The sequence below is a fragment of the Micromonospora sp. C28SCA-DRY-2 genome, from assembly GCF_030519475.1.
In the GTDB taxonomy this organism is placed as follows: Bacteria; Actinomycetota; Actinomycetes; order Mycobacteriales; family Micromonosporaceae; genus Micromonospora.
The window spans coordinates 58120-78248 of the sequence record NZ_JAUMKD010000008.1; the positions used below are offsets into that span (position 1 = coordinate 58120).

Annotated in this window: 16 protein-coding genes; 10 read left to right on the forward strand and 6 right to left on the reverse strand. The window is 74.7% G+C overall.

Translation table 11 applies throughout. The features are described from left to right. Nucleotides 1–35: 35 nt before the first annotated feature. Nucleotides 36–464 carry a DoxX family protein gene (locus tag Q3W71_RS26205; protein WP_302922139.1) on the reverse strand — a complete coding sequence of 143 codons (429 nt, stop codon included), beginning with the start codon at nucleotides 462–464 and terminating at the stop codon, nucleotides 36–38. Between the two features lie 243 nt (nucleotides 465–707). Between Q3W71_RS26205 and Q3W71_RS26210 the strand changes: the two genes are divergently transcribed. Both Q3W71_RS26210 and Q3W71_RS26215 read left to right on the forward strand, forming a co-directional pair. Then, the gene (locus Q3W71_RS26210) at nucleotides 708–1820 is read left to right on the forward strand and encodes a hypothetical protein (RefSeq protein ID WP_302922331.1); all 1113 of its coding nucleotides are present in this window, start codon (nucleotides 708–710) and stop codon (nucleotides 1818–1820) included. A gap of 46 nt (nucleotides 1821–1866) precedes the next feature. Continuing rightward, the gene (locus Q3W71_RS26215; protein ID WP_302922140.1) at nucleotides 1867–2634 is read left to right on the forward strand and encodes a Stf0 family sulfotransferase; all 768 of its coding nucleotides are present in this window, start codon (nucleotides 1867–1869) and stop codon (nucleotides 2632–2634) included. 35 nt (nucleotides 2635–2669) lie between these two features. Here Q3W71_RS26215 and Q3W71_RS26220 read toward each other — a convergent pair whose 3' ends face one another. Then, the gene (locus Q3W71_RS26220; protein ID WP_302922332.1) at nucleotides 2670–3050 is read right to left on the reverse strand and encodes a YccF domain-containing protein; all 381 of its coding nucleotides are present in this window, start codon (nucleotides 3048–3050) and stop codon (nucleotides 2670–2672) included. 245 nt (nucleotides 3051–3295) lie between these two features. On the opposite strand from Q3W71_RS26220, the gene Q3W71_RS26225 reads away from it, so the two are divergent. Further along, nucleotides 3296–4393 (forward strand): sorbosone dehydrogenase family protein, encoded by a 1098-nt coding sequence (locus tag Q3W71_RS26225; RefSeq protein WP_302922141.1) that lies wholly within the window; start codon nucleotides 3296–3298, stop codon nucleotides 4391–4393. Nucleotides 4394–4399: 6 nt separating this feature from the next. Here the strand turns inward: Q3W71_RS26225 and Q3W71_RS26230 are convergent, their stop codons facing one another. Then, nucleotides 4400–5302 (reverse strand): helix-turn-helix domain-containing GNAT family N-acetyltransferase, encoded by a 903-nt coding sequence (locus Q3W71_RS26230; RefSeq protein ID WP_302922142.1) that lies wholly within the window; start codon nucleotides 5300–5302, stop codon nucleotides 4400–4402. 158 nt (nucleotides 5303–5460) lie between these two features. Here Q3W71_RS26230 and Q3W71_RS26235 point away from each other — a divergent pair, with 158 nt between their 5' ends. The 5 genes from Q3W71_RS26235 to Q3W71_RS26255 all read left to right on the forward strand — a co-directional run bounded on the left by Q3W71_RS26235 (nucleotide 5461) and on the right by Q3W71_RS26255 (nucleotide 11810). Beyond that, a complete protein-coding gene (locus tag Q3W71_RS26235; protein ID WP_302922143.1) occupies nucleotides 5461–5850 on the forward strand; it encodes a nuclear transport factor 2 family protein in 390 nt (129 codons plus the stop codon). 210 nt (nucleotides 5851–6060) lie between these two features. Continuing rightward, nucleotides 6061–7644 (forward strand): malate synthase A, encoded by a 1584-nt coding sequence (gene aceB, locus Q3W71_RS26240; RefSeq protein WP_302922144.1) that lies wholly within the window; start codon nucleotides 6061–6063, stop codon nucleotides 7642–7644. Nucleotides 7645–7673: 29 nt separating this feature from the next. Beyond that, nucleotides 7674–9140 (forward strand): FAD-linked oxidase C-terminal domain-containing protein, encoded by a 1467-nt coding sequence (locus Q3W71_RS26245; RefSeq protein ID WP_302922145.1) that lies wholly within the window; start codon nucleotides 7674–7676, stop codon nucleotides 9138–9140. After that, nucleotides 9140–10405, forward strand: coding sequence for an FAD-binding oxidoreductase (locus Q3W71_RS26250; RefSeq protein WP_302922146.1), 1266 nt, complete (start codon nucleotides 9140–9142; stop codon nucleotides 10403–10405). The genes Q3W71_RS26245 and Q3W71_RS26250 overlap by 1 nt, the downstream gene beginning before the upstream one ends. A gap of 1 nt (nucleotide 10406) precedes the next feature. Continuing rightward, entirely contained in the window at nucleotides 10407–11810 is a 1404-nt protein-coding gene (locus Q3W71_RS26255; protein ID WP_302922147.1) for a (Fe-S)-binding protein, read from the forward strand. A gap of 49 nt (nucleotides 11811–11859) precedes the next feature. On the opposite strand, the gene Q3W71_RS26260 is transcribed toward Q3W71_RS26255, so the two are convergent. Continuing rightward, the gene (locus Q3W71_RS26260; protein ID WP_302922148.1) at nucleotides 11860–13368 is read right to left on the reverse strand and encodes an Nramp family divalent metal transporter; all 1509 of its coding nucleotides are present in this window, start codon (nucleotides 13366–13368) and stop codon (nucleotides 11860–11862) included. Nucleotides 13369–13736: 368 nt separating this feature from the next. On the opposite strand from Q3W71_RS26260, the gene Q3W71_RS26265 reads away from it, so the two are divergent. Further along, nucleotides 13737–14249, forward strand: coding sequence for a hypothetical protein (locus Q3W71_RS26265; RefSeq protein ID WP_302922149.1), 513 nt, complete (start codon nucleotides 13737–13739; stop codon nucleotides 14247–14249). Between the two features lie 54 nt (nucleotides 14250–14303). On the opposite strand, the gene Q3W71_RS26270 is transcribed toward Q3W71_RS26265, so the two are convergent. Continuing rightward, nucleotides 14304–15551, reverse strand: a complete 1248-nt coding sequence (locus Q3W71_RS26270; RefSeq protein WP_302922150.1) for a M14 family zinc carboxypeptidase — start codon at nucleotides 15549–15551, stop codon at nucleotides 14304–14306. A gap of 358 nt (nucleotides 15552–15909) precedes the next feature. Between Q3W71_RS26270 and Q3W71_RS26275 the strand changes: the two genes are divergently transcribed. Then, complete coding sequence (locus Q3W71_RS26275; protein ID WP_302922151.1) at nucleotides 15910–17742, forward strand: long-chain fatty acid--CoA ligase; 1833 nt, start codon at nucleotides 15910–15912, stop codon at nucleotides 17740–17742. A gap of 17 nt (nucleotides 17743–17759) precedes the next feature. On the opposite strand, the gene Q3W71_RS26280 is transcribed toward Q3W71_RS26275, so the two are convergent. Then, nucleotides 17760–20003, reverse strand: coding sequence for an FUSC family protein (locus Q3W71_RS26280; RefSeq protein ID WP_302922152.1), 2244 nt, complete (start codon nucleotides 20001–20003; stop codon nucleotides 17760–17762). Nucleotides 20004–20129: the final 126 nt, after the last annotated feature.

Genomic DNA, 20129 nt, shown 5'->3' on the forward strand with positions numbered 1-20129 from the left:
GCCGCGCCCCCGGGTCACCTCCGGCGCTCGCCCGCTCACTGGGCGGGCACCGGCGTCCGGCTGGCGCGGCGGGCCCGCAGCAGCGGGTCGAGCGCCCACGCGCCGGGGCCGAGCACCGCGATGAGCAGGAACGACCAGCAGAACAGCACGGCCAGCTCACCGCCGTTGCGCAGCGGCAGCAGGGCGTCCGGCTGGTGCACCATGAAGTACGCGTACGCCATGGAGCCGGACGCCAGGATCGCGGCCGGCCGGGTGAACAGGCCGAGGAGCACCAGCCCGCCGCAGACCCCCTGGATCAGCGCGGCCCACCAGCCCGGCCACTGGCCCAGCGGGATCGCCTCGCCGGTGCCCCGGTTGCCACCGAGGACACCGAAGAGCGAGGCCAGACCGTGACAGAGGAACAGCAGCCCGATGACCGCGCGGAAGAGGGACACCGCCGGTCCGACGATCTGCTCAGGACGCATTCCGACACCTCCGTTCGAGGGAACCGATCGGGCCCCAGGATGCCGAGGTGCATTTAGTCGTGTCGATACTTTCCCCCACTGTGGGAACGCTCCCATGGCTGTTGGCGGGATGTGGCCGCCGATCGGTGCGGCGGTCGCCGCGACCCGCCCGGCGGCGGTGACCGGCTCCCGCGGTCGGCCCGAACCCGACGCGCGACCGGTCGGACCCGACCGGCTGGACCGGTGATGGAAGGATTGCCGGTGATGCGACGACGTGACCCGACGGCCCGGCGACTGTCGGCCGGCGCGGCCGTGGCCGCGGTCCTCGCCCTGCCGGCGCCGAGCGGCGCGGTGGCCGCTCCGACGCCCGCGCCGGGAGCCCCGGTGTGCCGGATCCGCGACGACCGGCTGACCGAGATCTCCGGGATGGCCGCCACGGACGACGGGTACGTCGTGGTCAACGACGGCGCCGACGACGCGGCCCGCCGCCGGATCTTCTTCCTGGCCGCGGACTGCGCGGTGACCCGGACCGTGTCCTACCCGTCGCGGCCGCGGGACACCGAGGATCTCGCCGTCGGCGCGGACGGCACGGTGTGGGTCGCCGACATCGGCGACAACGACCGGTCCCGGCAGACGGTCGCGGTCTGGAAGCTCGCCCCGGGAGCGGCCCGGCCGGTGCTGTACCGGATGGCCTATCCGGACCGTCCGCACGACGCCGAGGCGATGCTGCTGACCGGCGACGGCCGACCGGTGATCGTGTCCAAGTACTCCGGCGTGCTCTACGCGCCGAGCACCGCCCTGCGGCCGGGCGCGACGGTGCCCCTGGCCGAGGTGGGACAGGTCCGGCTGCCGGGCACCACGACGAGCAACCCGTTCTCGGTGCTCGGCCGGACGGCGGTCACCGGTGCCGCCACCGCACCGGGCGGGGAGCGCGTCGTGCTGCGCACCTACGCCGACGCGTTCGAGTTCGACGTCACCGGCGGCGACGTGATCGCCGCGCTGACCGGCGGGACGCCGCGGGTCACCCCGTTGCCCGACGAGCCGCAGGGTGAGTCGATCACCTACAGCCGGGACGGGCGCTTTCTGCTCACCGTCTCCGAGACCGCCGACCAGCCGCCGGGTACGCGGCCGAGCATCCTGCGCTACCCGGCGGCCGGCCCGTCCACCGGGTCACCCACCGCCCCGACCACCGGGCCGACCAGTGCCCCGACCACCCCCGTGCCGACCGCACCCGCGCGGGCCGACCGGGTCGCCGGCGATCAGGCCGGCGGGGTCCGGCCGATGGTGGCGGCCGGGGCGGTCGGGCTGGGTCTGCTGGTGGTGGGCCTGCTCGTCCTGGCCTGGTCGCGGCGGTCCCGGTCCGGCCGGCCGGGCTGAGCCAACTCGGTTGCGCCGCGCACCGGCGGTGCGCTTGGGTGTGCCCATGCCAGCGGACCGGGTCGACTCGTACTTCGTCTGCGCCACCCCGCGTACCGGCAGCTCGCTGCTGCTCGGGCTGCTGGAGTCCACCGGGGTCGCCGGCCACCCGCAGGCGTACTTCCGGGCGCCGGACGAGCCGCTCTGGGCCGACCGGTGGCGGCTGCCCCGCGCCGCCGACGGCCGCGTCGACTACGCGGACTACCTGCGTGCCGCGCTGGCCGAGGGCCGGACCGGAAACGGGGTGTTCGGTGCGAAGCTCATGTGGGGAGCGGTGGAGGAGCTGGTCGCCCGCCTCGCGACCGTCCACCCCGACCTGTCCGGTGCCGACACCGCGCTGCTCGACCGGGCGTTCGGTCGTACCCGCTTCGTCTTCCTGCGCCGCGACGACGTGCTGGCCCAGGCGGTCTCCTGGCTGCGGGCCGAGCAGACCGGCGCCTGGTTCGTCGGCGGCAACGGGGAGATCAGCGGAAACGCCGGCACCGGCCGGGCACCCCGCTTCGACGCCGCCGGGATCCGGCATTACCTCCAGGTGATCGAGGAGCACAACGCGGCCTGGGAGGCGTGGTTCGCGGCCCGGGGGATCCGGCCGTACCGGGTGCGGTACGAGGACCTCGACCAGGACATGGTGGCCGCCACCCGCGGTGTGCTGGACTTCCTCGGCCTGGAGCCGCCGGCCGGGGACGGCGCCATCGTGGCCCGGCACCGGCGCCAGGCCGACCGGCTCAACCGGGACTGGATCGAGCGGTACCGGGCGGAGCCGGTCGACGGCTGAGCTGCCCGCACGCCCGGTGCCGGGCGGCCGCGGGCCTACGGTGCGTCGACGACGTCCCGCCCGAGCGGCCAGAACGCCGCCGGGACGAGCTTGAAGTTGGCCACCCCGAACGGGATGCCGATGATCGTGACGCAGAGCGCGACGCCGGCGACCAGGTGGGACAGCGCCAGCCACCAGCCCGCCAGCACCACCCAGAGCACGTTGGCCAGGCCGGACGCGACACCCGCACCCGGCTTGGGCACCACGGTGCGGCCGAAGGGCCACAACGAGTACCCGGCCAGGCGCAGCGACGCCACCCCGAACGGGATGGTGACGACGAGGACGAAGCAGATCAGGGCGGCGATGCCGTAGCCGATCGCGAGGACCAGGCCGCCGCCGAAGACGAGCCACAGCACGTTGAGCACGAAGCGAATCACCATTCCAGCATGAACACCGCTCGCCACCGGGCCGGGGCGCGGGCGACACGGCAACCCGGGCGGTCGACCGTACCCGCCGGGTGCGATCGACCGGGCGGCGTCTCCACCCGGCGGCGGCCCGTGTGGTCGCGGTGACGCCGTCGAGACGGCGGGCGCCGCAGGCTGGGGGAGCGCCCGTCCACGCTCGACCGGCGGGCGGCGCCGGTGTCGCCCGGCGTGTGTCGCGAGAGCCCGAGGGGGCCGGCATGAGAAGACGCAGCGTTGTCGCCACCATCGCCCTCGCCGGTTGCCTCGGCGTGGCCGGGGCGCCCGCGCCGGTCACCGCGCACCGGCCCGCGAGCGGCCCGGCGTCCGGTTGGTGGGGGTACGACTTCACCCGGCCGTCGGTGGTCGCCGGCGGCCTGGAAGCGCCGTGGGGGCTGGCCTTCCTGCCCGACGGCAGCGCCCTGGTCGGCGAGCGGAACAGCGGGCGGGTCCTGCGGGTGGGGCGGGGTCTGGCACCCCGGCAGGTGGCGCGGATCGCCGGCGTCTCGGCGGTCGGCGAGTCCGGGCTGCTCGGGCTGGCCGTCTCGCCGCGCTACCGCGCCGACGGTTACGTCTACGCGTACTTCACCTCCGCCGTGGACAACCGGATAGTCCGCTTCCGGCTGGCCGCGCCGAACGTCCAGCAGCCGATCCTCAGCGGGCTGGCCCGGGCCAGCTCGCACGACGGCGGGCGCATCGCCTTCGGCCCGGACGGGATGCTCTACGCGGGCGTCGGGGACGCCGCCCAGCCGGCCACCGCGCAGGACCCGCGCAGCCGCAACGGGAAGATCCTGCGGCTGCGGCCCGACGGTGGCGTGCCGTGGGACAACCCGGTCCCGGGTTCGCCGGTCTACAGCCTCGGCCACCGCAACGTGCAGGGCCTGGCCTGGGACTGGCGAGGCCGGCTCTACGCGACCGAGTTCGGCGCCAGCAGCTGGGACGAGGTCAACCGGGTGGTGCCCGGCGGCAACTACGGCTGGCCGGTGGTGGAGGGGGTGGCCGGCGACCCACGCTTCCGCGACCCGATCGTGACGTGGCGGCCCGCCGAGGCGTCGCCCAGCGGCGCGGCGATCGCGGGCGGGCGGCTCTACGTGGCGGCACTGCGCGGCACCCGGCTGTGGGTCGTGCCGCTCGACGCCGCGGGCGGCGCCGGCACGCCCACCGCGGAACTCGTCGGCAGCTACGGCCGGCTGCGTACGGTCGTCGTCGCGCCGGACGGCTCGCTCTGGGTCACCACCAGCAACCGCGACGGGCGGGGCACCCCGGCTCCCGGCGACGACCGGATCCTGCGCTTCCCGCCCTGCTGGTGGCGGTGCTGACCGGGGTCACGGTCCCACCGGGGCCAGGTCCTTGGCGAACCAGTGGTGCGCGTAGGGCTCGGTGTTGTAGGGCTCGACCTCCCGGTAGCCGGCGGCGCGGTACATCGCGATCGCCTCGGTGAGGTTGCGGTTGGTGTCCAGCCGGACGGTGGTCCAGCCCCGCTCGGCGGCGTAGCGCTCCAGCTCGCCCAGCATCCGCCGGCCGATGCCGAGCCCGCGCACGGTGTCCGACACCCAGACCCGCTTGATCTCGGCGGGCGCGCCCGGGTGCAGCTTCACCGCGCCGCAGCCGACCGGCTCGGCGTTGAGGGTGGCGAGCAGGAACACGCCGGCGGGCGGGACCAGTTCCTCGTCGCGCACCGGGTTGCTCAGCGCCGGGTCGAACCCGTCGTCGAACCGGCGCCCGACGTCCCGGGCGTACGCCCGCACGCAGGCCCGGGCCCGCGGGTCGCCCGGCGGGCACGGCTCGATCACCACCATCGAGGCGACCAGCAGCCGCTCGACCTCGGCCATCGCGGCGACCAGCCGTTCCCGGCGCGCCTCGGTCAGCGGCGCGAGGATCGACCAGGCCAGCTCGTCGGAGCGCTTGTCGAGTTCGGCCCACTCGGCCCGGCCGGCGGCGGTCAGCACGGCCGTGCGGACCCGCTGGTCGCCGGCCTGCTCGGCGGGCCCGACGGTGACCAGCCCGTCGCTCTCCAGGGTGCGCAGCAGCCGGCTGAGGTACCCGGAGTCCAGCCCGAGCCGGACCCGCAGCGCGGCGACCTCGGCGCCGCCGGGGCCGATCTCCCAGAGCAGCCGGGCCTGCGCCAGCGGGCGGCCGCGGGCCATGTACTCGTCGTCGAGCGCGCCGACCCGCTGGGTGACCGTCCGGTTGAACCGCCGCACCGCGGCGATGAGCGGGGAGTCCATATACCTGACTTTAGTCAGGCTTACCGCGTGGTCGCCAGGCGGGGTCGTCGACCGTCCCGAAACCGGCGATCGCCTTTTCCTCCGTCTCGTGTCCCGACGCTGCGACACTGGTCCGGCAGCGGTCCACCCCGGCGCCGCCGCCAGAAGGGAAGCCCGCGATGACCGACAGGTCTGGCGTAGCAGCCTGGATCCGGGCCTATGAATCCGCCTGGCGGACGGCGGGAACCGACCAGCTCGACCTGCTCTTCACCAGCGACGCCACCTACCAGATGTCGCCGTTCCAGGAGCCGCATCGGGGTCTCGACGCCATCCGCAGGCTGTGGGACGCCGAACGCGCCGGGCCGGGCGAGGAGTTCGAGATGGACTTCCAGATCATCGCCGTCGACGACCCGCAGGCGGTCGTACGGCTGGAAGTGCGATACGGCGGCCCTCGCCCCCAGGTGTTCCGCGATCTGTGGATCCTCACGTTCACCGCGGACGGCCGGTGCCTGGCCTTCGAGGAGTGGCCGTTCAGCCCCGAGCCTTCCGCGCCGCACCACACCCCCTGATCCCGGCGCCCGGTGCCAGCGGCTGTCGCCCGCCCACCCCGCAGCGTAGCGACGGGTGGATCGGGCGGGACCGGGTAGCGCTGTGGAAGATCTGATCGGGCAGGGACGGGCCGGCGACCCTCGCGGTCCGTCCACCTCGGCACTAGAGTCGACGCCAGCATCCCGTCGATCGATCCGACTGCATCTGCCCTCGACGGTGAGGAGCGCGTCATGGGTATGCCCGACGGCGTCGAACTGGCCGGCCCCCGGCACGACCGGTTCCCGGAGATCCTCACCCCGCAGGCCCTCGCCTTCCTCGCCGAGCTGCACCGCGCCTTCGACGCCCGACGGCGGGAGCTGCTCGCCCGGCGCGCCGAACGCGAGGCGGCGCTGGCCGCCGGTGAGCTGCTGGACTTCCTGCCCGAGACCCGGCACGTCCGTGACGGCGAGTGGCGGGTGGCTCCGCCCGCGCCCGGCCTGGTCGACCGCCGGGTGGAGATCACCGGGCCGACCGACGCGAAGATGACCATCAACGCCCTCAACTCGGGCGCGAAGGTCTGGCTCGCCGACCAGGAGGACGCCAACACGCCACTGTGGGAGAACGTGATCGGCGGCCAGCTCAACCTGCGCGACGCGATCGACCGGACGCTCTCCTACACCGCCCCGGACGGCCGCCGCTACGCCCTGCGCGACGGCGAGCTGGCGACCATCGTGGTCCGGCCCCGCGGCTGGCACCTGACCGAGAAGCACATCCTGGTCGACGGCGAACGCACCTCGGGCAGCCTTGTCGACTTCGGCCTGTACTTCTTCCACTGCGCCGCCCGGCAGCTCGACCGCGGCTCCGGGCCGTACTTCTACCTGCCCAAACTGGAGAGCCACCTGGAGGCGCGGCTCTGGAACGACGTGTTCCTGCTCGCCCAGGAGCGGCTGGGCATCCCGCGCGGCACCATCCGGGCGACAGTGCTCATCGAGACCTACCCGGCGGCGTTCGAGATGGAGGAGATCCTCCACGAGCTGCGCGAGCACTCCGCCGGCCTCAACGCGGGCCGGTGGGACTTCATGTTCAGCGTCATCAAGAAGTTCCGCACCCGGGGACGGGACTTCCTGCTGCCCGACCGCAACGCGGTGACCATGACCGCGCCGTTCATGCGCGCGTACACCGAACTGCTGGTGCGGACCTGCCACCGGCGCGGCGCGCACGCGATCGGCGGGATGGCCGCCTTCATCCCCAGCCGCCGCGACCCGCAGGTCAACGAGACCGCGCTGGTGAAGGTCCGCGAGGACAAGACCCGGGAGGCGGGCGACGGCTTCGACGGCTCCTGGGTGGCCCACCCCGATCTGGTGCCGGTCTGCCGCGAGGTGTTCGACCGCGTGCTCGGCGACCGGCCCCACCAGCTCGACCGGACCCGCGACGAGGTACGGGTCACCGCCGCCCAGCTGCTCGACGTGCGCGGCACGCCCGGCCAACGGACCGAGGCCGGGCTGCGCAACGACATCAGCGTCGGCATCCAGTACCTGGCGAGCTGGCTGCGCGGCACCGGGGCGGTGGCCATCTTCAACCTGATGGAGGACGCCGCGACCGCCGAGATCTCCCGCTCGCAGGTGTGGCAGTGGCTGCACAACGGCGTCACCCTCGACGACACCGGTGAGAAGGTCGACCGGGACCTGGTCGAGCGGCTCGCCGACGAGGAACTGGCGAAGCTGCCGGGCGACCCGGCCGACTACGCCGAGGCGCGGTCGCTGTTCATGGCGGTCGCCGTCGCCGACGACTTCGTGGACTTCCTGACCCTGCCCGCGTACGAGCGGCTGCCCTGACCACCAGCGACCGCGACGGGAGGCCGGCGATGACCACGACGGACATCGGCACCCTCGCCGCGACCCTGCGGGCGGTCCTCGGCGCCGAGCACGTGATCACCGACCGGCAGGAGCTGCGCACCTACGAGTGCGACGGGCTCGCCCAGTACAAGGTGATCCCCGCTCTGGTCGCCCTGCCGGGCACCGCCGCCGAGTGCGCGGCGACCGTCCGGGCCTGCGTGGACGCCGGGGTGCCGTTCGTCGCCCGGGGCTCCGGCACCGGCCTGTCCGGCGGGGCACTGCCGCACGCCGACGGGGTGCTCGTGGTCACCTCGCGGCTGCGCGCCATCCGGGAGGTCGCCCCGGCCGACGAGCGGGCCGTGGTCGAGCCCGGCGTGATCAACCTCCAGGTCACCCGGGCGGCCACCCCGTACGGCTACTACTACGCCCCCGACCCGTCCAGCCAGCAGATCTGCTCGATCGGCGGCAACGTGGCGGAGAACTCCGGCGGCGCGCACTGCCTGAAGTACGGGTTCACCACCAACCACGTCACCGGACTGGAGGTGGTCACTCCGGACGGGGACCTGGTACGCCTCGGCGGTCGCGCCCCGGACCCGCCCGGCTACGACCTGCTCGGCGCGTTCGTCGGCTCCGAGGGGACGCTCGGCATCGCCACCGAGGTCACCGTGCGGCTGGTCCGGCTGCCCGAGTCGGTCCGTACGCTGCTGGCCGCCTTCCCGTCCACCGACGAGGCGGGGGCGGCGACCTCGGCCGTCATCGCGGCCGGGGTGGTGCCGGCGGCGATCGAGATGATGGACGCGCTCGCCATCTCCGCCGCCGAGGCGGCGGTGCGCTGCGGCTACCCGGCCGGCGCGGGCGCGGTGCTGATCGTCGAGCTGGACGGTCCGGCGGCCGAGGTGGACGCCCAGTTCGCCGAGGTCGAGCGGCTCTGCCGGGACAACGGCGCCGGGGAGATCCGGGTCGCCGCGGACGACGCCGAGCGGGCGCTGATCTGGAAGGGGCGCAAGTCGGCGTTCGCCGCGGTCGGCCGGATCAGCCCCGACTACATCGTCCAGGACGGCGTCATCCCGCGCACCGCGCTGCCCGAGGTGCTGCGCCGCATCGCCGAGCTCGCCGCCCGGCGCGGCGTCCGGGTGGCCAACGTCTTCCACGCCGGCGACGGCAACCTGCACCCGCTGGTCCTCTTCGACGACGGCGTGGCCGGCCAGGCCGAACAGGCCGAGGAGGTCTCCGGGGCGATCCTCGAGCTCTGCGTCGAGCACGGCGGCTCGATCACCGGTGAGCACGGCGTCGGCATGGACAAGGTGACCTTCATGCCGCGCATGTTCACCGACGACGACCTCGACACCATGCAGCTGCTGCGGTGCGCCTTCGACCCGCGCGGGCTGGCCAACCCGGGCAAGGTCTTCCCGACACCCCGGCTCTGCGGTGAGGTGCCCGGCCGGCGCCGGGGCGCCCACCCGGCGCAGGAGGCCGGCCTGGCGGAGCTGTTCTGATGTCCGGCGACGTGCTGGCCGCCCTCCGCGACGCGGCCGGCGACGCCGACGCCGTCCGCCCGGCCGGCGCCGGCGACGCGGTGGCCGGGGTGCCGGCCCGCTACCGGGCCGCGCCCGGCTCCACCGAGGCCGCCGCCGCCGTCCTGCGGGTGGCGGCCGCGCACGGCCTCGCCGTCGTCGTCGCCGGTGGCCTGACCAAGCAGGACTGGGCGAACCCGCCCCGCCGGCTGGACCTGGTCGTCGACACCGGGCGGCTCACCGGGGTGGTCGAGCACGCCGCCGGCGACCTGATCGTCGTCGTGCGGGCCGGCACCCGACTGGCGGACCTGCCGGCCCGGTTGGCCCCGGCGGGACAGCAACTGGCCCTGGACGCGCCGGCGTTGCCCGGCGGCGCGGGCGCGACGGTCGGCGGCGCGGTGGCGGTGAACACCAGCGGGCCGCGCCGGATGCGCTACGGCACCGTCCGGGACCTGCTGATCGGCATCACCGTGGTGCGGCCGGACGGGGTGGTGGCCCACGCCGGCGGCAAGGTGGTGAAGAACGTCGCCGGCTACGACCTCGGCAAGCTCTTCACCGGCTCGTACGGCACGCTCGGCCTGATCACCGAGTGCGCCTTCCGGCTGCACCCGCTGCCGGCCGCGGGCGGGTACGTGCGTCGGCCGGTGGACGGCGAGGCGGAGGCCGGTCGGCTGGTCGCCGCCGTGCTCGGCGCGCAACTCGTGCCCAGCGCGCTGGAGGTGCACGCCCCGCCCGACGGCGGCGTCGAGGTCGCGGTGCTGATCGAGGGCACACCGTCCGGCGTCCGCGAGCGGGTCGCCGCGACCCGGCGCCTGCTCGGCGCCGCCGCGACCGCCTCGGACACCCCGCCGCCGTGGTGGCCGGCCTACCCGTGGCGGATGGGCGACGTCGGGCTGAAGCTGACCGCCGCGCTCTCCGGCGTCCCGGGACTGCTCACGGCCGCCCGGGCGGCGGGGCGGCGGCACGGAATTCCCGTGCGGGTCAGCGGTTCGGCGGGCACCGGCGTCCTCTACGCCGGCCTGCCCGGCGCCGCCCGGCCCGACGCGGTGGCCCGGATCGTCGCGGACCTGCGCGCCGCGACGGCGGCCGCCGGCGGGCACGCCGTGGTGCTGACCGCGCCGGCGGCGGTGCGCGACCGGGTCGACCTGTGGGGGCCGGTCGGTGGACTGGAACTGATGCACCGGGTCAAGGCGCAGTTCGACCCGGACGCCCGGTTCGCGCCCGGCCGCTTCGTCGGAGGGATCTGAGATGGCGAGCGAACTCCCGGCCCGGCGCGGCGTCGCCCGGCCCACGGGCAGCCGGCCCGCCAGCGCCCCACCGGACGTGCTCGGGCCGGTCGCCGGCCCACCGGGCGCGCCGGCCTTCGACGACCACCACCCACCCCGCCGGGACCTGATCGACGACTGCGTGCACTGCGGCTTCTGCCTGCCCACCTGCCCCACCTACCTGCTCTGGGGCGAGGAGATGGACTCCCCGCGCGGGCGCATCTACCTGATGGAGGAGGGGCTCGACGGCGAGCCGCTGACCCCGTCCATGGTGCGGCACTTCGACCGCTGCCTGGGCTGCATGGCCTGCGTGACCGCGTGCCCGTCCGGGGTCCGCTACGACCGGCTGATCGAGGACACCCGGCAGCAGGTGGAACGCCGGTACCCCCGGCCGCGCCGGGAGCGGCTGCTGCGGGCCGCCATCTTCCAGGTGTTCCCGTACCCGCGCCGGCTGCGGCTGCTGCGCGGGCCGCTGCGGGCGTACCAGGCCAGCGGGCTGCGACGCCTGGTACGCCGCAGCGGCCTGGCGGCGCGGCTGGCGCCGACGCTGGCCACCCTGGAATCGCTCGCCCCCACGCTCGGGCGCCCGGCCCGGCTGCCGGCCCGGCTGCCGGCGCACGGCGAGCGGCGGGCGCGGGTCGGTATGCTCACCGGCTGCGTGCAGCGGGCATTCTTCCCCGACGTCAACGCGGCCACCGCCCGGGTGCTCGCCGCGGAGGGCTGCGAGGTGGTCGTCCTGCCCGACCGGCAGGGCTGCTGCGGCGCGCTCAGCGTCCACAACGGGCGCTCGGCGGAGGCGCGGCGGTTCGCCCGGGCGCTGATCGACGTCTTCGACGCCGCCGGCATCGACCGGTTCGTGGTCAACGCCGCCGGGTGCGGGTCGTCGCTGAAGGAGTACGGCGGCCTGCTCCGCGACGACCCGGCGTACGCCGAGCGCGCGGCCGCCTTCGCCGGCAAGGTACGCGACCTGGCCGAGCTGCTCGTCGAGCTGGGCCCGGTGGCCCGGCGGCACCCGCTGCCGGTGACCGTCGCCTACCACGACGCCTGCCACCTGGCGCACGCCCAGGGGGTACGGGCACAACCCCGCGAGCTGCTGCGCGGCATACCCGGGCTGGAACTGCGGGAGATCGCCGACCCGGAGATCTGCTGCGGATCGGCGGGCGTCTGGAACGTGCTCAACCCGGAGCCGGCGGCGCAGCTCGGGGAGCGCAAGGCCCGCGACGTCCTGGCCACCGGCGCCGAGCTGCTCGTCACCGCCAACCCGGGCTGCCTGATGCAGGTGGCCGCGGCGGCCGCCCGGCTCGGTGGCACGGTCGCCCTGGCCCACACCGCGCAGGTGCTGGACGCCTCCATCCGCGCCCGGCCGGTCACCGACCTGGTGCCGTGACGCCCCTCCCGCTGGCGGCGGGAGGGGCGCCGTCGGTGGATCCGACCGGTCAGAAGGTGACCAGCGGGTCGCCCACGAAGTCGGCGATGAAGTTGACGAAGAAGAAGCCGAAGAAGATGACATTGACGATTAGCAGTGCGTGGTGCCACGAGCGGGGGCGCGCCGCGCGGGGCAGTCGGCGGTTCAGGTAGATCAGCATGAACGGGAAGATCAGTGCGCCCAGATTGGACATGTTCGCCGACCACTGCACCAGGCTGACCGGCAGCGCGAGGTGCAGGATGACCGCGATGATCACCAGTAGCAGGAGCATGAACGGGTAGTAGAACCGGCGGGGGTCGCCCTCCAGCAGGCGACGGAGCCGGGGACTGGTGGCGTGCGCGGCGTCGGTGGTCACCCGCACCATCGCCTCGAAGATGCCGAGCTGGGTGCTGAACAGGATCAGCACGCCGATCAGCAGCATGCCGTAGAACATCACCTGCCCGTACTCGGGTTCCAGCGCGGTGGCCACGAAGGTGGGCACGGTGGCCGTGGTCGGCGTCTCGCCGGACAGCTCCACCGCCTGCGCCATGAGGATGGTGGGCAGCAGCATGCCCAGCATGGCGCCGACGAAGAAGATGCCCCACATGTCGGTGAGCAGCAGCCGGTACCAGCGCTTCCAGCGGGCGGCGTTGGCGGCGTCGTCCGGGAAGGTGACGCCGCTGGCGAGCAGCTCACGCCGGTCGCCGCGCAGGCCGGAGATGTAGCCGGTGCGGTAGCCCATGCCGTAGCCCTTGTCCCGGTAGTGGCCCATCACGTACCAGTTCAGGCCGGAGGCGAGCGCGGTGAAGCCGGCCAGCCCGCCCAGCTGGGTAGCGGTGATGCCGGCCGGCGGCGCGGCCGGGGTGAAGAACCCGCGGATGCCCTCCCACCACAGGCTGCCGGGCACCACGAGCAGGGTGATGAAGAGCAGGGCGACCAGGATGGTGCCGACCATCAGCCAGTTGGCCAGCTCCAGCGTGCGGCTGATCCGTCGGGCCGCCGCCGTGATGAGGAAGACCAGCACCAGCAGGCCGATCGCCCAGAGCCGCGGCTCCTCGGCGCCGGCCGGCGGCACCTCGCCGTGGACCAGCGCGTACAGGCCCTGCCCGGCGGACGCGGCCCAGCCACCGGCGATGAACGCGAAGATGACCAGGAACACCGCCAGCGGCACCCACAGCAGGTAGCCGGGCGGCACGCGCCCCCATCCGACGACCGGCGCCTCGCCGGTGGCCATCACGTACCGGGACGACTCGACGTTGTAGAACGTCTGGAGCACGGCCGACACGAGGATCACCCAGCCGACCCCGACGAAGCCGAACTGGCCCACCGCCTGCGGGCCGAGCAGCCACTCCCCGCTGCCGATGGAGATGCCGAGCGCGATCAGGCTCGGGCCGAGCGCGTACTTGAACAGCTGCGGAAGCCCGAGTTTGCGTACGCCGAACACCTCTTCCGGCTCGGGCAGGTCCGCCACGGCCAGCGGAGGGCGGCTCTTTCCCAGTGGATAGCTGCGGACGTCCGGGGCCTCAGTCACTTCGGTCATGAAGAACCTCCTTATGGGAAGGGCCCCCTGATCAATCGTCATACTTCGTTAACCCGGAAGCAATAACTGTTCTGCGCGCGACGATTTTCTGATCATTTCGCGGCGCATCCGGAAATGATCGTCGGACCGCGTCGATGATCCGCGCCGCCACCGGTGGCCGGCCGGAAGCCCTCGATCCCGGCGGAACCGGGCCGGTCAGTAGATAGGGATTTCCCCGATTCGGCGACGGTGGTGGGAAAGCTAGCGTCGAGGCGTGCCGAACCGTCCGGGGCGACGGTGACGGCGGCGACCGGTGGGCGGCCCGGCCGAGCGGACCGGGGGCGGTCGGCGCCCGGTGTCGTCGACGCGTACGAGAGCGAGGGGTGGACATGCGGCGGTGGATCGCGCCGGCGGCCTTGGCGGTCGCGCTGGCTCTGACCGGCTGCGGTGGCTCCGACGGGCCGGACGGTTCGCCCGGGGCGGCGGAGCAGGTCGACGGTGGCGACGGCCTCGTCGACGGCGACCCGGCGGCCGTCGAGCGCCCGTCCTGCCCGTTCACCCCGGAGCGTGCCTCGGACCTCGTCGGGCGGACGATGCACGCCGACGGCAACTGCCTGTTCCGTGACGACAACGGGGTCGCGATCCTGACCATCACCCTCGCCTCCGAGGTGGCCGGTCAGGCGACCTACGACTACAGCAGGGAGCAGGCCGGTAAGCGGTTCGAGCGGGTGTCCGACATCGACCGGGGCGACCAGGGCTACCTCGCCGCCGGCGGGACCGAAGCCGAGGCCGTGGTGATCAGCCAGGCGGGTGCCTACACGGTGCAGATCAGCAGCTTCAACGACGACGCCGCCGCCAACGAGGCGCTGCTGCGCAAGCTGGTCGACGCGATCCCCGCCTGATCCCGACAGCCGGCGGCCGGGGCGGTCGACGCCGCCCCGGCCGCGCTGCCCTGGTCAGTCGGCGGCGGTGTCCCAGCCGTAGTCGGGCAGGTCGAAGAAGTCGTCCCCGTCGACCCGGTCAACGGTGCCGTCGGCCAGGCCGGCGAGCAGCGACTCCACCCCGGTACGCACGCTCTCCACCAGCATGCCGTGCTGCTTCTGGCCCAGGTCGTCCTGCTGGCCGCGCACCTCGAACAGCACCGTCCCGGTGCCGTTGAGGGCGAACGCGGACCGGCCCTGACCCGCGTACTCGCGGGCGTCCGGGTGGAAGTACCGGCCCACCGCGGCCAGCTTGGACTGGTTGCCGTACTTCGCCAGCAGGCCGTTGGCAACGGTGAGGGCGTACCGGCGGGACTTGTCCTGGTCGAGCGCCGGCCAGGCCGCCCGGTACGCGGCGCCGTCCTGCACGCCCAGCGGCGGGTAGTCCAGCGACACGGAGATCAGCCGGCCGTCCTGCTCGCCACCGGTGAGCCGGTCGCACGGGCCCATGTGGTGCAGGTCCACGTACGCGTCGACGGCGCCCTTCTCGGCGCGCAGCCCGACGTAGACGTCCCGGATCGCGCGCGACTCGGGGGAGAGGAAGAACCCGGCGTCGGTGTCCCGCCCGGGCAGGTCGGCGGCCCGCGGCACGTAGTCGAGGTCCGGGTTGAAGTCCCGGTTGAGGTCGTAGCCGGGCAGGTCGATGCCGTCCCCGCTGAGCCGGTGGTACCAGGCCCGGGGTGCGCCGGCCAGCTGCGGGAACTGCGCCACGGTCTCGTCCCAGGACCGCACGTTCATCCGCCGGTTGAGTTCCCCGCCGTCGGGGTTGACCATCGGCATCGCCACGAAGGTGATCTCGTTCAGGATGCTCCGGGTCTGCGCGTCGCCGCTGCTGCCGAGGTGCTTGAGGATCCCGAGCAGGGCCTCGGTGCCGGTGCGCTCGTTGCCGTGGATGGCGCTGGTGACCAGCAGCACCTTGTCGCCGGTGCCGACCCGGGCCGCCCACAGCTCCCGGCCCTGCGGGGAGTGCCCGACCACCTCGACGTCCACCCGTCCGCCGCTGGTCTGTTCGATCTGCGCCAACCGCTGGCCCACCTGCTCGTGGTTGCTCCAGCCGGACCAGGACGGGTCGTCGGCGGTCCGGCAGCTGCCCTCGCCCGGCCCCTCGGGCGCGGCGGCCGAGACGGGCGGGGCGGCGAGGATCGAGCCGGCCAGCGCCGTCAGCGCGACGGCGGCCAGCGCCTTCCGGGGTCGGAGAATCGTCGGCGTCGAATGAAACTGCACGCGTGCTCCTTTCCTGGACCCACGCCGGCGCCGGGCGCGGACCGGATCGGGGAGCGCCCGGGAGTAATCACCGGTGGGTTGGGTCGATCCTTTCCGGCAGGTGGCCGGGATGCAACGGAATCCTTCGATTTTTCTGTGGTCTGTGCAGAATTCCTACGAGTGCCGAAATGCCGGGGCGGTCGCGCGCCGGCGAAGCCGACAATCGTCCCACCCGCCGCGTCCGGGCCCGAGAACGCCGACCGCGGCGAGCGCACTTTCGCCGTTCGCCGCCGCCCGCACCGCCGGTCGGGCCATGATGGCCGCGGAGCCACCCCGGCGGGCCCCCGCGTGCCGGTGACGGATGAACGGGGGAGTTGACGTGCAGGACGTGTCGGTCGAACCGGTGGTCGCCGAGGCCCGGTCGGTGGGCCTGGCCGACGTGGTGTGGGAGAACGCCGAGACGGCGCCCGAGACGGTGCAGTTCCTGCGCCCGGACCCGGTGCCCCGGTCCTGGCCGGCGCCGCGCCCGCTGCGTACCGGCCCGCAGCCGGTGACCTGCCGGCAGTTCCGCGACGACGTGCTCGCCCTGGCCCGCGGGTTCGTCGCCGCCGGCATCGGCCACGGCGACCGGGTCGGGCTGATGAGCCGCACCCGCTACGAGTGGACGCTCGTCGACTATGCGTTGTGGTCGATCGGCGCGGTCACCGTGCCGATCTACGACACCTCCAGCGCCGACCAGCTGCGGTGGATCCTCACCGACTCCGGCGCGGTCGGCTGCGTGCTGGAGACCGGTGGGCACGCCGGGATGCTCGCCGGCTTCCGGGACGACCTGCCGGCGCTGCGCCGGGTGTGGCGGATCGACGGCGGCGACCTGATCGCCCTGGCCGGGGAGGGCCGCGCCGTCGACGACGCGCGGGTGGACGCCCGGCGGCGCGCGGTGACCGGCGGGGACGTCGCGACCATCGTGTACACCAGCGGCACCACCGGCCGGCCGAAGGGCTGCGTGCTGACCCACCGCAACATCCACTGCGACGTCACCGGCGCGGTCGAGGTGCTGCGGGACCTGCTGCACCCGGGCGCCTCGACGGTGCTGTTCCTGCCGCTGGCGCACGCGTTCGCCCGGCTGATCCAGGTCGGCATGGTGCAGAGCCGGGCCACCATGGTGCACAGCGCCGACATGAGCGGCGTGCTCGACCAACTGCGCAGGTACCGCCCCACGTTCATCCTGGCGGTGCCCCGGATGTTCGAGAAGATGTACAACCGGGCCCGGCAGAAGGCCGACGAGGCCAACCGGGCGCGGTTGTTCGAGCTCGCCGACCGGGTGGCGGTGCGCTACAGCCGGGCGCTGGACGCCCCGCGCGGGCCCGGGCCGCTGCTGCGCCTGGCGCACGCGGTCTTCGAGCTGCTGGCGTACCGGAAGCTGCGCGCGACCCTCGGCGGGCGGTGCCGGTTGGCGATCGTCGGCGGGGCGCCGCTGGCGGACCGGCTCGGGCACTTCTTCCGGGGCGCGGGGATGGCGCTGCTGGAGGGGTACGGGCTGACCGAGACCTCGCCGGCGCTGACGGTCAACCCCCCGTCGGCCATGCGCATCGGCACCGCCGGACGCCCGATACCCGGCGTGCGGATCCGCGTCGCCGCCGACGGTGAGATCCTCGCGCACGGCCCGGTGGTCTTCCCCGGCTACTGGAACAACCCCGACGCCACCCGGGAGACGTTCACCAGCGACGGCTGGTTGCGCACCGGCGACCTCGGCGGCCTCGACCAGGACGGCTATCTGCGGATCACCGGCCGGAAGAAGGAGATCATGGTGACCGCGGCCGGGAAGAACCTCGCGCCGGCGCCGATCGAGGACGCGATCCGCGAGCATCCGCTGGTGAGCCAGGTGATGCTGGTCGGCGACCGCCGCCCGTACGTGACCGCGCTGGTCACCGTCGACGAGCACGCCTGGTCGCGGTGGCGGGCCGCGCGCGGCCTGCCCGACCTGCCGGTCGCCGAGCAGCGCGACAACCCGGAGTTGCGCGGCGAGATCCAGTCCGCCGTGGACCGGGCGAACGCGACGGTGTCCCGGGCGGAACAGGTCAAGACCTTCCGGATCCTGCCGCGCGACCTCACCGAGGCCGAAGGCGAACTCACCCCGACGCTGAAGATCAAACGCGAGGCGGTGGCGACGCGCTACGCCGACGAGATCGAGGCGCTGTACCGGGGGCACTGACCGCACCCGGGCCCCGGTCAGCCGGGAGCGTGCCGCGACCGCTCCGCTGGCCTTCCGAGCCGGCCGAGGGTCTCGGCGAGACCGGCGAGCCACAGGTCGACCTCGACGAGGTGGCGGACCGGCAGACCGGCGCCGCGACCGTCGAGCGCCGGACGGATCCGGTCGAGGGCCTCGGGGCAGCGCGCCGGGGTGGCCACCGGGCCGGGGGGCCCGCCCTCGGCGAGCCGCTGCGCGGCCTCCCGGTACGCCGACCGCAGCCGCTGCGCGGAGTCCCGCAGCAGCGCCGCCGCGCCGGGCCACCCGGCCAGGCAGCCGGGCGGGTTGCGGCGCAACAGCGACTCCGCGCCCCGCACCACGTGCTGCCCGGCGGCCAGCACGCCCTGCCAGTCCACCTGGCTGAGCCGCGGGTCGGGTCGCTCGCCGTGGTACTGGAGGTAGGAGGCGTCGGCCAGCACCAACGCCCGGCGCGCCCGCCCGAGGGCCGGCTCCGGCGACCCGTCGCCGAGCACCGCCTCGACCGTCCGCCCGATCACCTCCGCGCCGGCCGCCAACTGGCCGGCCACGTTGCGGCGCAGGTCGTGACTCGCCCCCCGGGGCCAGAGCAGCACCCCGGCGAGCACCCCGACCGCCCCGCCGAGCAGGACGTCCACCAGCCGGACCTCGGCGAGCCGCCAGCCCTCCGGCGCGAGCTGCGCGAAGACGAAGGTGAGCAGCACGGTGAACATGGCCTGCGCCCAGGCCGGACCCAGCAGCCGGCCGACCGAGAACGCCAGCACCATGGCGACCGGCAGCGCGACCGCGTAGATCACCGCCCGGTCGGCGACGAACATCAGCGCGCCGCTGGCGGCGGCGCCGGCGATCGTGCCGAGCAGCGCCGGCCGCAACGCCGTACGGGTGTCCGCGGCCGAGGTGCGCAGGACGGTGAGGGTGGCCAGCAGCACCCAGAAGCCGTGCTGGAGGTCCAGCGTCCCGGCGACCACCCGGGCGGCGGCCAGCGCCACCGCCAGGCGCAGCGCCGTCTGGACCGGGGCGGCGCGCAGCGTCAGGTGGGCCCGCAACTGCCGCCAGTACCACACCCACGGCCCGTGCCGGGCCTCGTCGACCGACCCCGGGTGGGCGGCTGCCGCGGTCTGCGGGTGACCCGTGTGCGACCCGGCGGCGGTGGCCAGCAGCCGGACCTGGTCGGCGAGGGCCAGCGCGGTCGCGTCCCGGCACATCCGGGGCAGGTCCGGCGGCTCGTGCGGATCGGCCGGGTAGTCGGACTCGGCCCGCCGGACCGCCACCGCCAGGTCGTCCAGCGGCACCGGCGGCCCGCCGGCACGGAGGCGGTGGCCGGCGGCGCGGGTCGTCTCGGCGCAGCGGCGCGACAGGCGTACCGCCGCGGGGTCGGGGACCGGGCGCGACGGTGCCATCGCGGCCAACCGGTCCGCGATCACCAGGATCTCCTGCGCCGCGGCGGCGGCGGCCCGTAGCGCCCGGTCACCCGCACCGGCCGAGGTCGGCCGCTGGGGCGCGGGCAGGTCGGCGATCCGCAGGCCGGCCACCGCCGCGGCCGCCCGGTCGCGCGGCGCCTCCAGGTCGTGCCCCGCCTCCAGGTCGTGCCCCGCCGCCAGGTCGTGCCCCGCCTCCAGGTCGTGTCGCGCGTCCAGGTCGTGCCGCTCGCCGGTCGGGCCGGTGTGGGCGGCGGCCGTCGCGTCCAGCAGCGCCGCGAGGTCGTCCGCCGCCCGGGCCAGCCGGCGCCGGTAGGGGACCGGGACCGGATCCGGCCAGAGCACCACCTCGGCGGCGGCGAGCAGCGCCACCCCGAGGGTCACGCCGCCGAGCCGGGCCGGCAGGGTCGCCGGCTGGTACGGCGGGAAGGAGGCCAGGATGTAGAAGAGCTGGAACGCGCTGGCCAGCCCGAGCAGGCGCGGCCCGCCGACCCCGGCGAACACCACGGCGAAGCCGACGACCAGCATGCCCGCGGCGGCCGCCCAGGTGTCGCCGGCCAGCAGGGTGCCCGCCGTGATCAGCGCCCAGGCCACCGGGAGCGCCGCCAGCAGGGTCCCGGCCCGCTCCCGGGCCGCGCCGGGCAGCTCGACGAACATCCCGGTGGCGATGGTGCCGAACAGCGCGTACGTGGCCAGCACGGCATCGCCGAGGCCGTACCGGCAGGCGTAGAAGACGCCGGCGGCGACCAGGGTCAGCCGGGCGGCCCGGCGCAGCACCGCGTACCCCGGGTCACGCCGCCGGAGCCGGCCCAGGAGGCTGGTTCCGAGCACGTTGCCCCCCGGTTCGTGGTCCGCACCCCCGGTCACCCATCATCGCGGGAACCACCCGCCGTGGACCGGCTTTGCCGGCAAATCGCGCGGGCGGTCGCCGGTCCGCGCCGAGGTCGGGGAGCGGCG

Coding starts and splice junctions, on each gene's coding strand:
- Q3W71_RS26215 (WP_302922140.1), top strand. CDS start 1,867: ATGCCAGCGGACCGGGTCGACTCGTACTTCGTCTGCGCCACCCCGCGT.
- Q3W71_RS26250 (WP_302922146.1), top strand. CDS start 9,140: ATGTCCGGCGACGTGCTGGCCGCCCTCCGCGACGCGGCCGGCGACGCC.
- Q3W71_RS26205 (WP_302922139.1), bottom strand. CDS start 464: ATGCGTCCTGAGCAGATCGTCGGACCGGCGGTGTCCCTCTTCCGCGCG.
- Q3W71_RS26230 (WP_302922142.1), bottom strand. CDS start 5,302: ATGGACTCCCCGCTCATCGCCGCGGTGCGGCGGTTCAACCGGACGGTC.
- Q3W71_RS26255 (WP_302922147.1), top strand. CDS start 10,407: ATGGCGAGCGAACTCCCGGCCCGGCGCGGCGTCGCCCGGCCCACGGGC.
- Q3W71_RS26260 (WP_302922148.1), bottom strand. CDS start 13,368: ATGACCGAAGTGACTGAGGCCCCGGACGTCCGCAGCTATCCACTGGGA.
- Q3W71_RS26210 (WP_302922331.1), top strand. CDS start 708: ATGCGACGACGTGACCCGACGGCCCGGCGACTGTCGGCCGGCGCGGCC.
- Q3W71_RS26265 (WP_302922149.1), top strand. CDS start 13,737: ATGCGGCGGTGGATCGCGCCGGCGGCCTTGGCGGTCGCGCTGGCTCTG.
- Q3W71_RS26225 (WP_302922141.1), top strand. CDS start 3,296: ATGAGAAGACGCAGCGTTGTCGCCACCATCGCCCTCGCCGGTTGCCTC.
- aceB (WP_302922144.1), top strand. CDS start 6,061: ATGGGTATGCCCGACGGCGTCGAACTGGCCGGCCCCCGGCACGACCGG.
- Q3W71_RS26235 (WP_302922143.1), top strand. CDS start 5,461: ATGACCGACAGGTCTGGCGTAGCAGCCTGGATCCGGGCCTATGAATCC.
- Q3W71_RS26245 (WP_302922145.1), top strand. CDS start 7,674: ATGACCACGACGGACATCGGCACCCTCGCCGCGACCCTGCGGGCGGTC.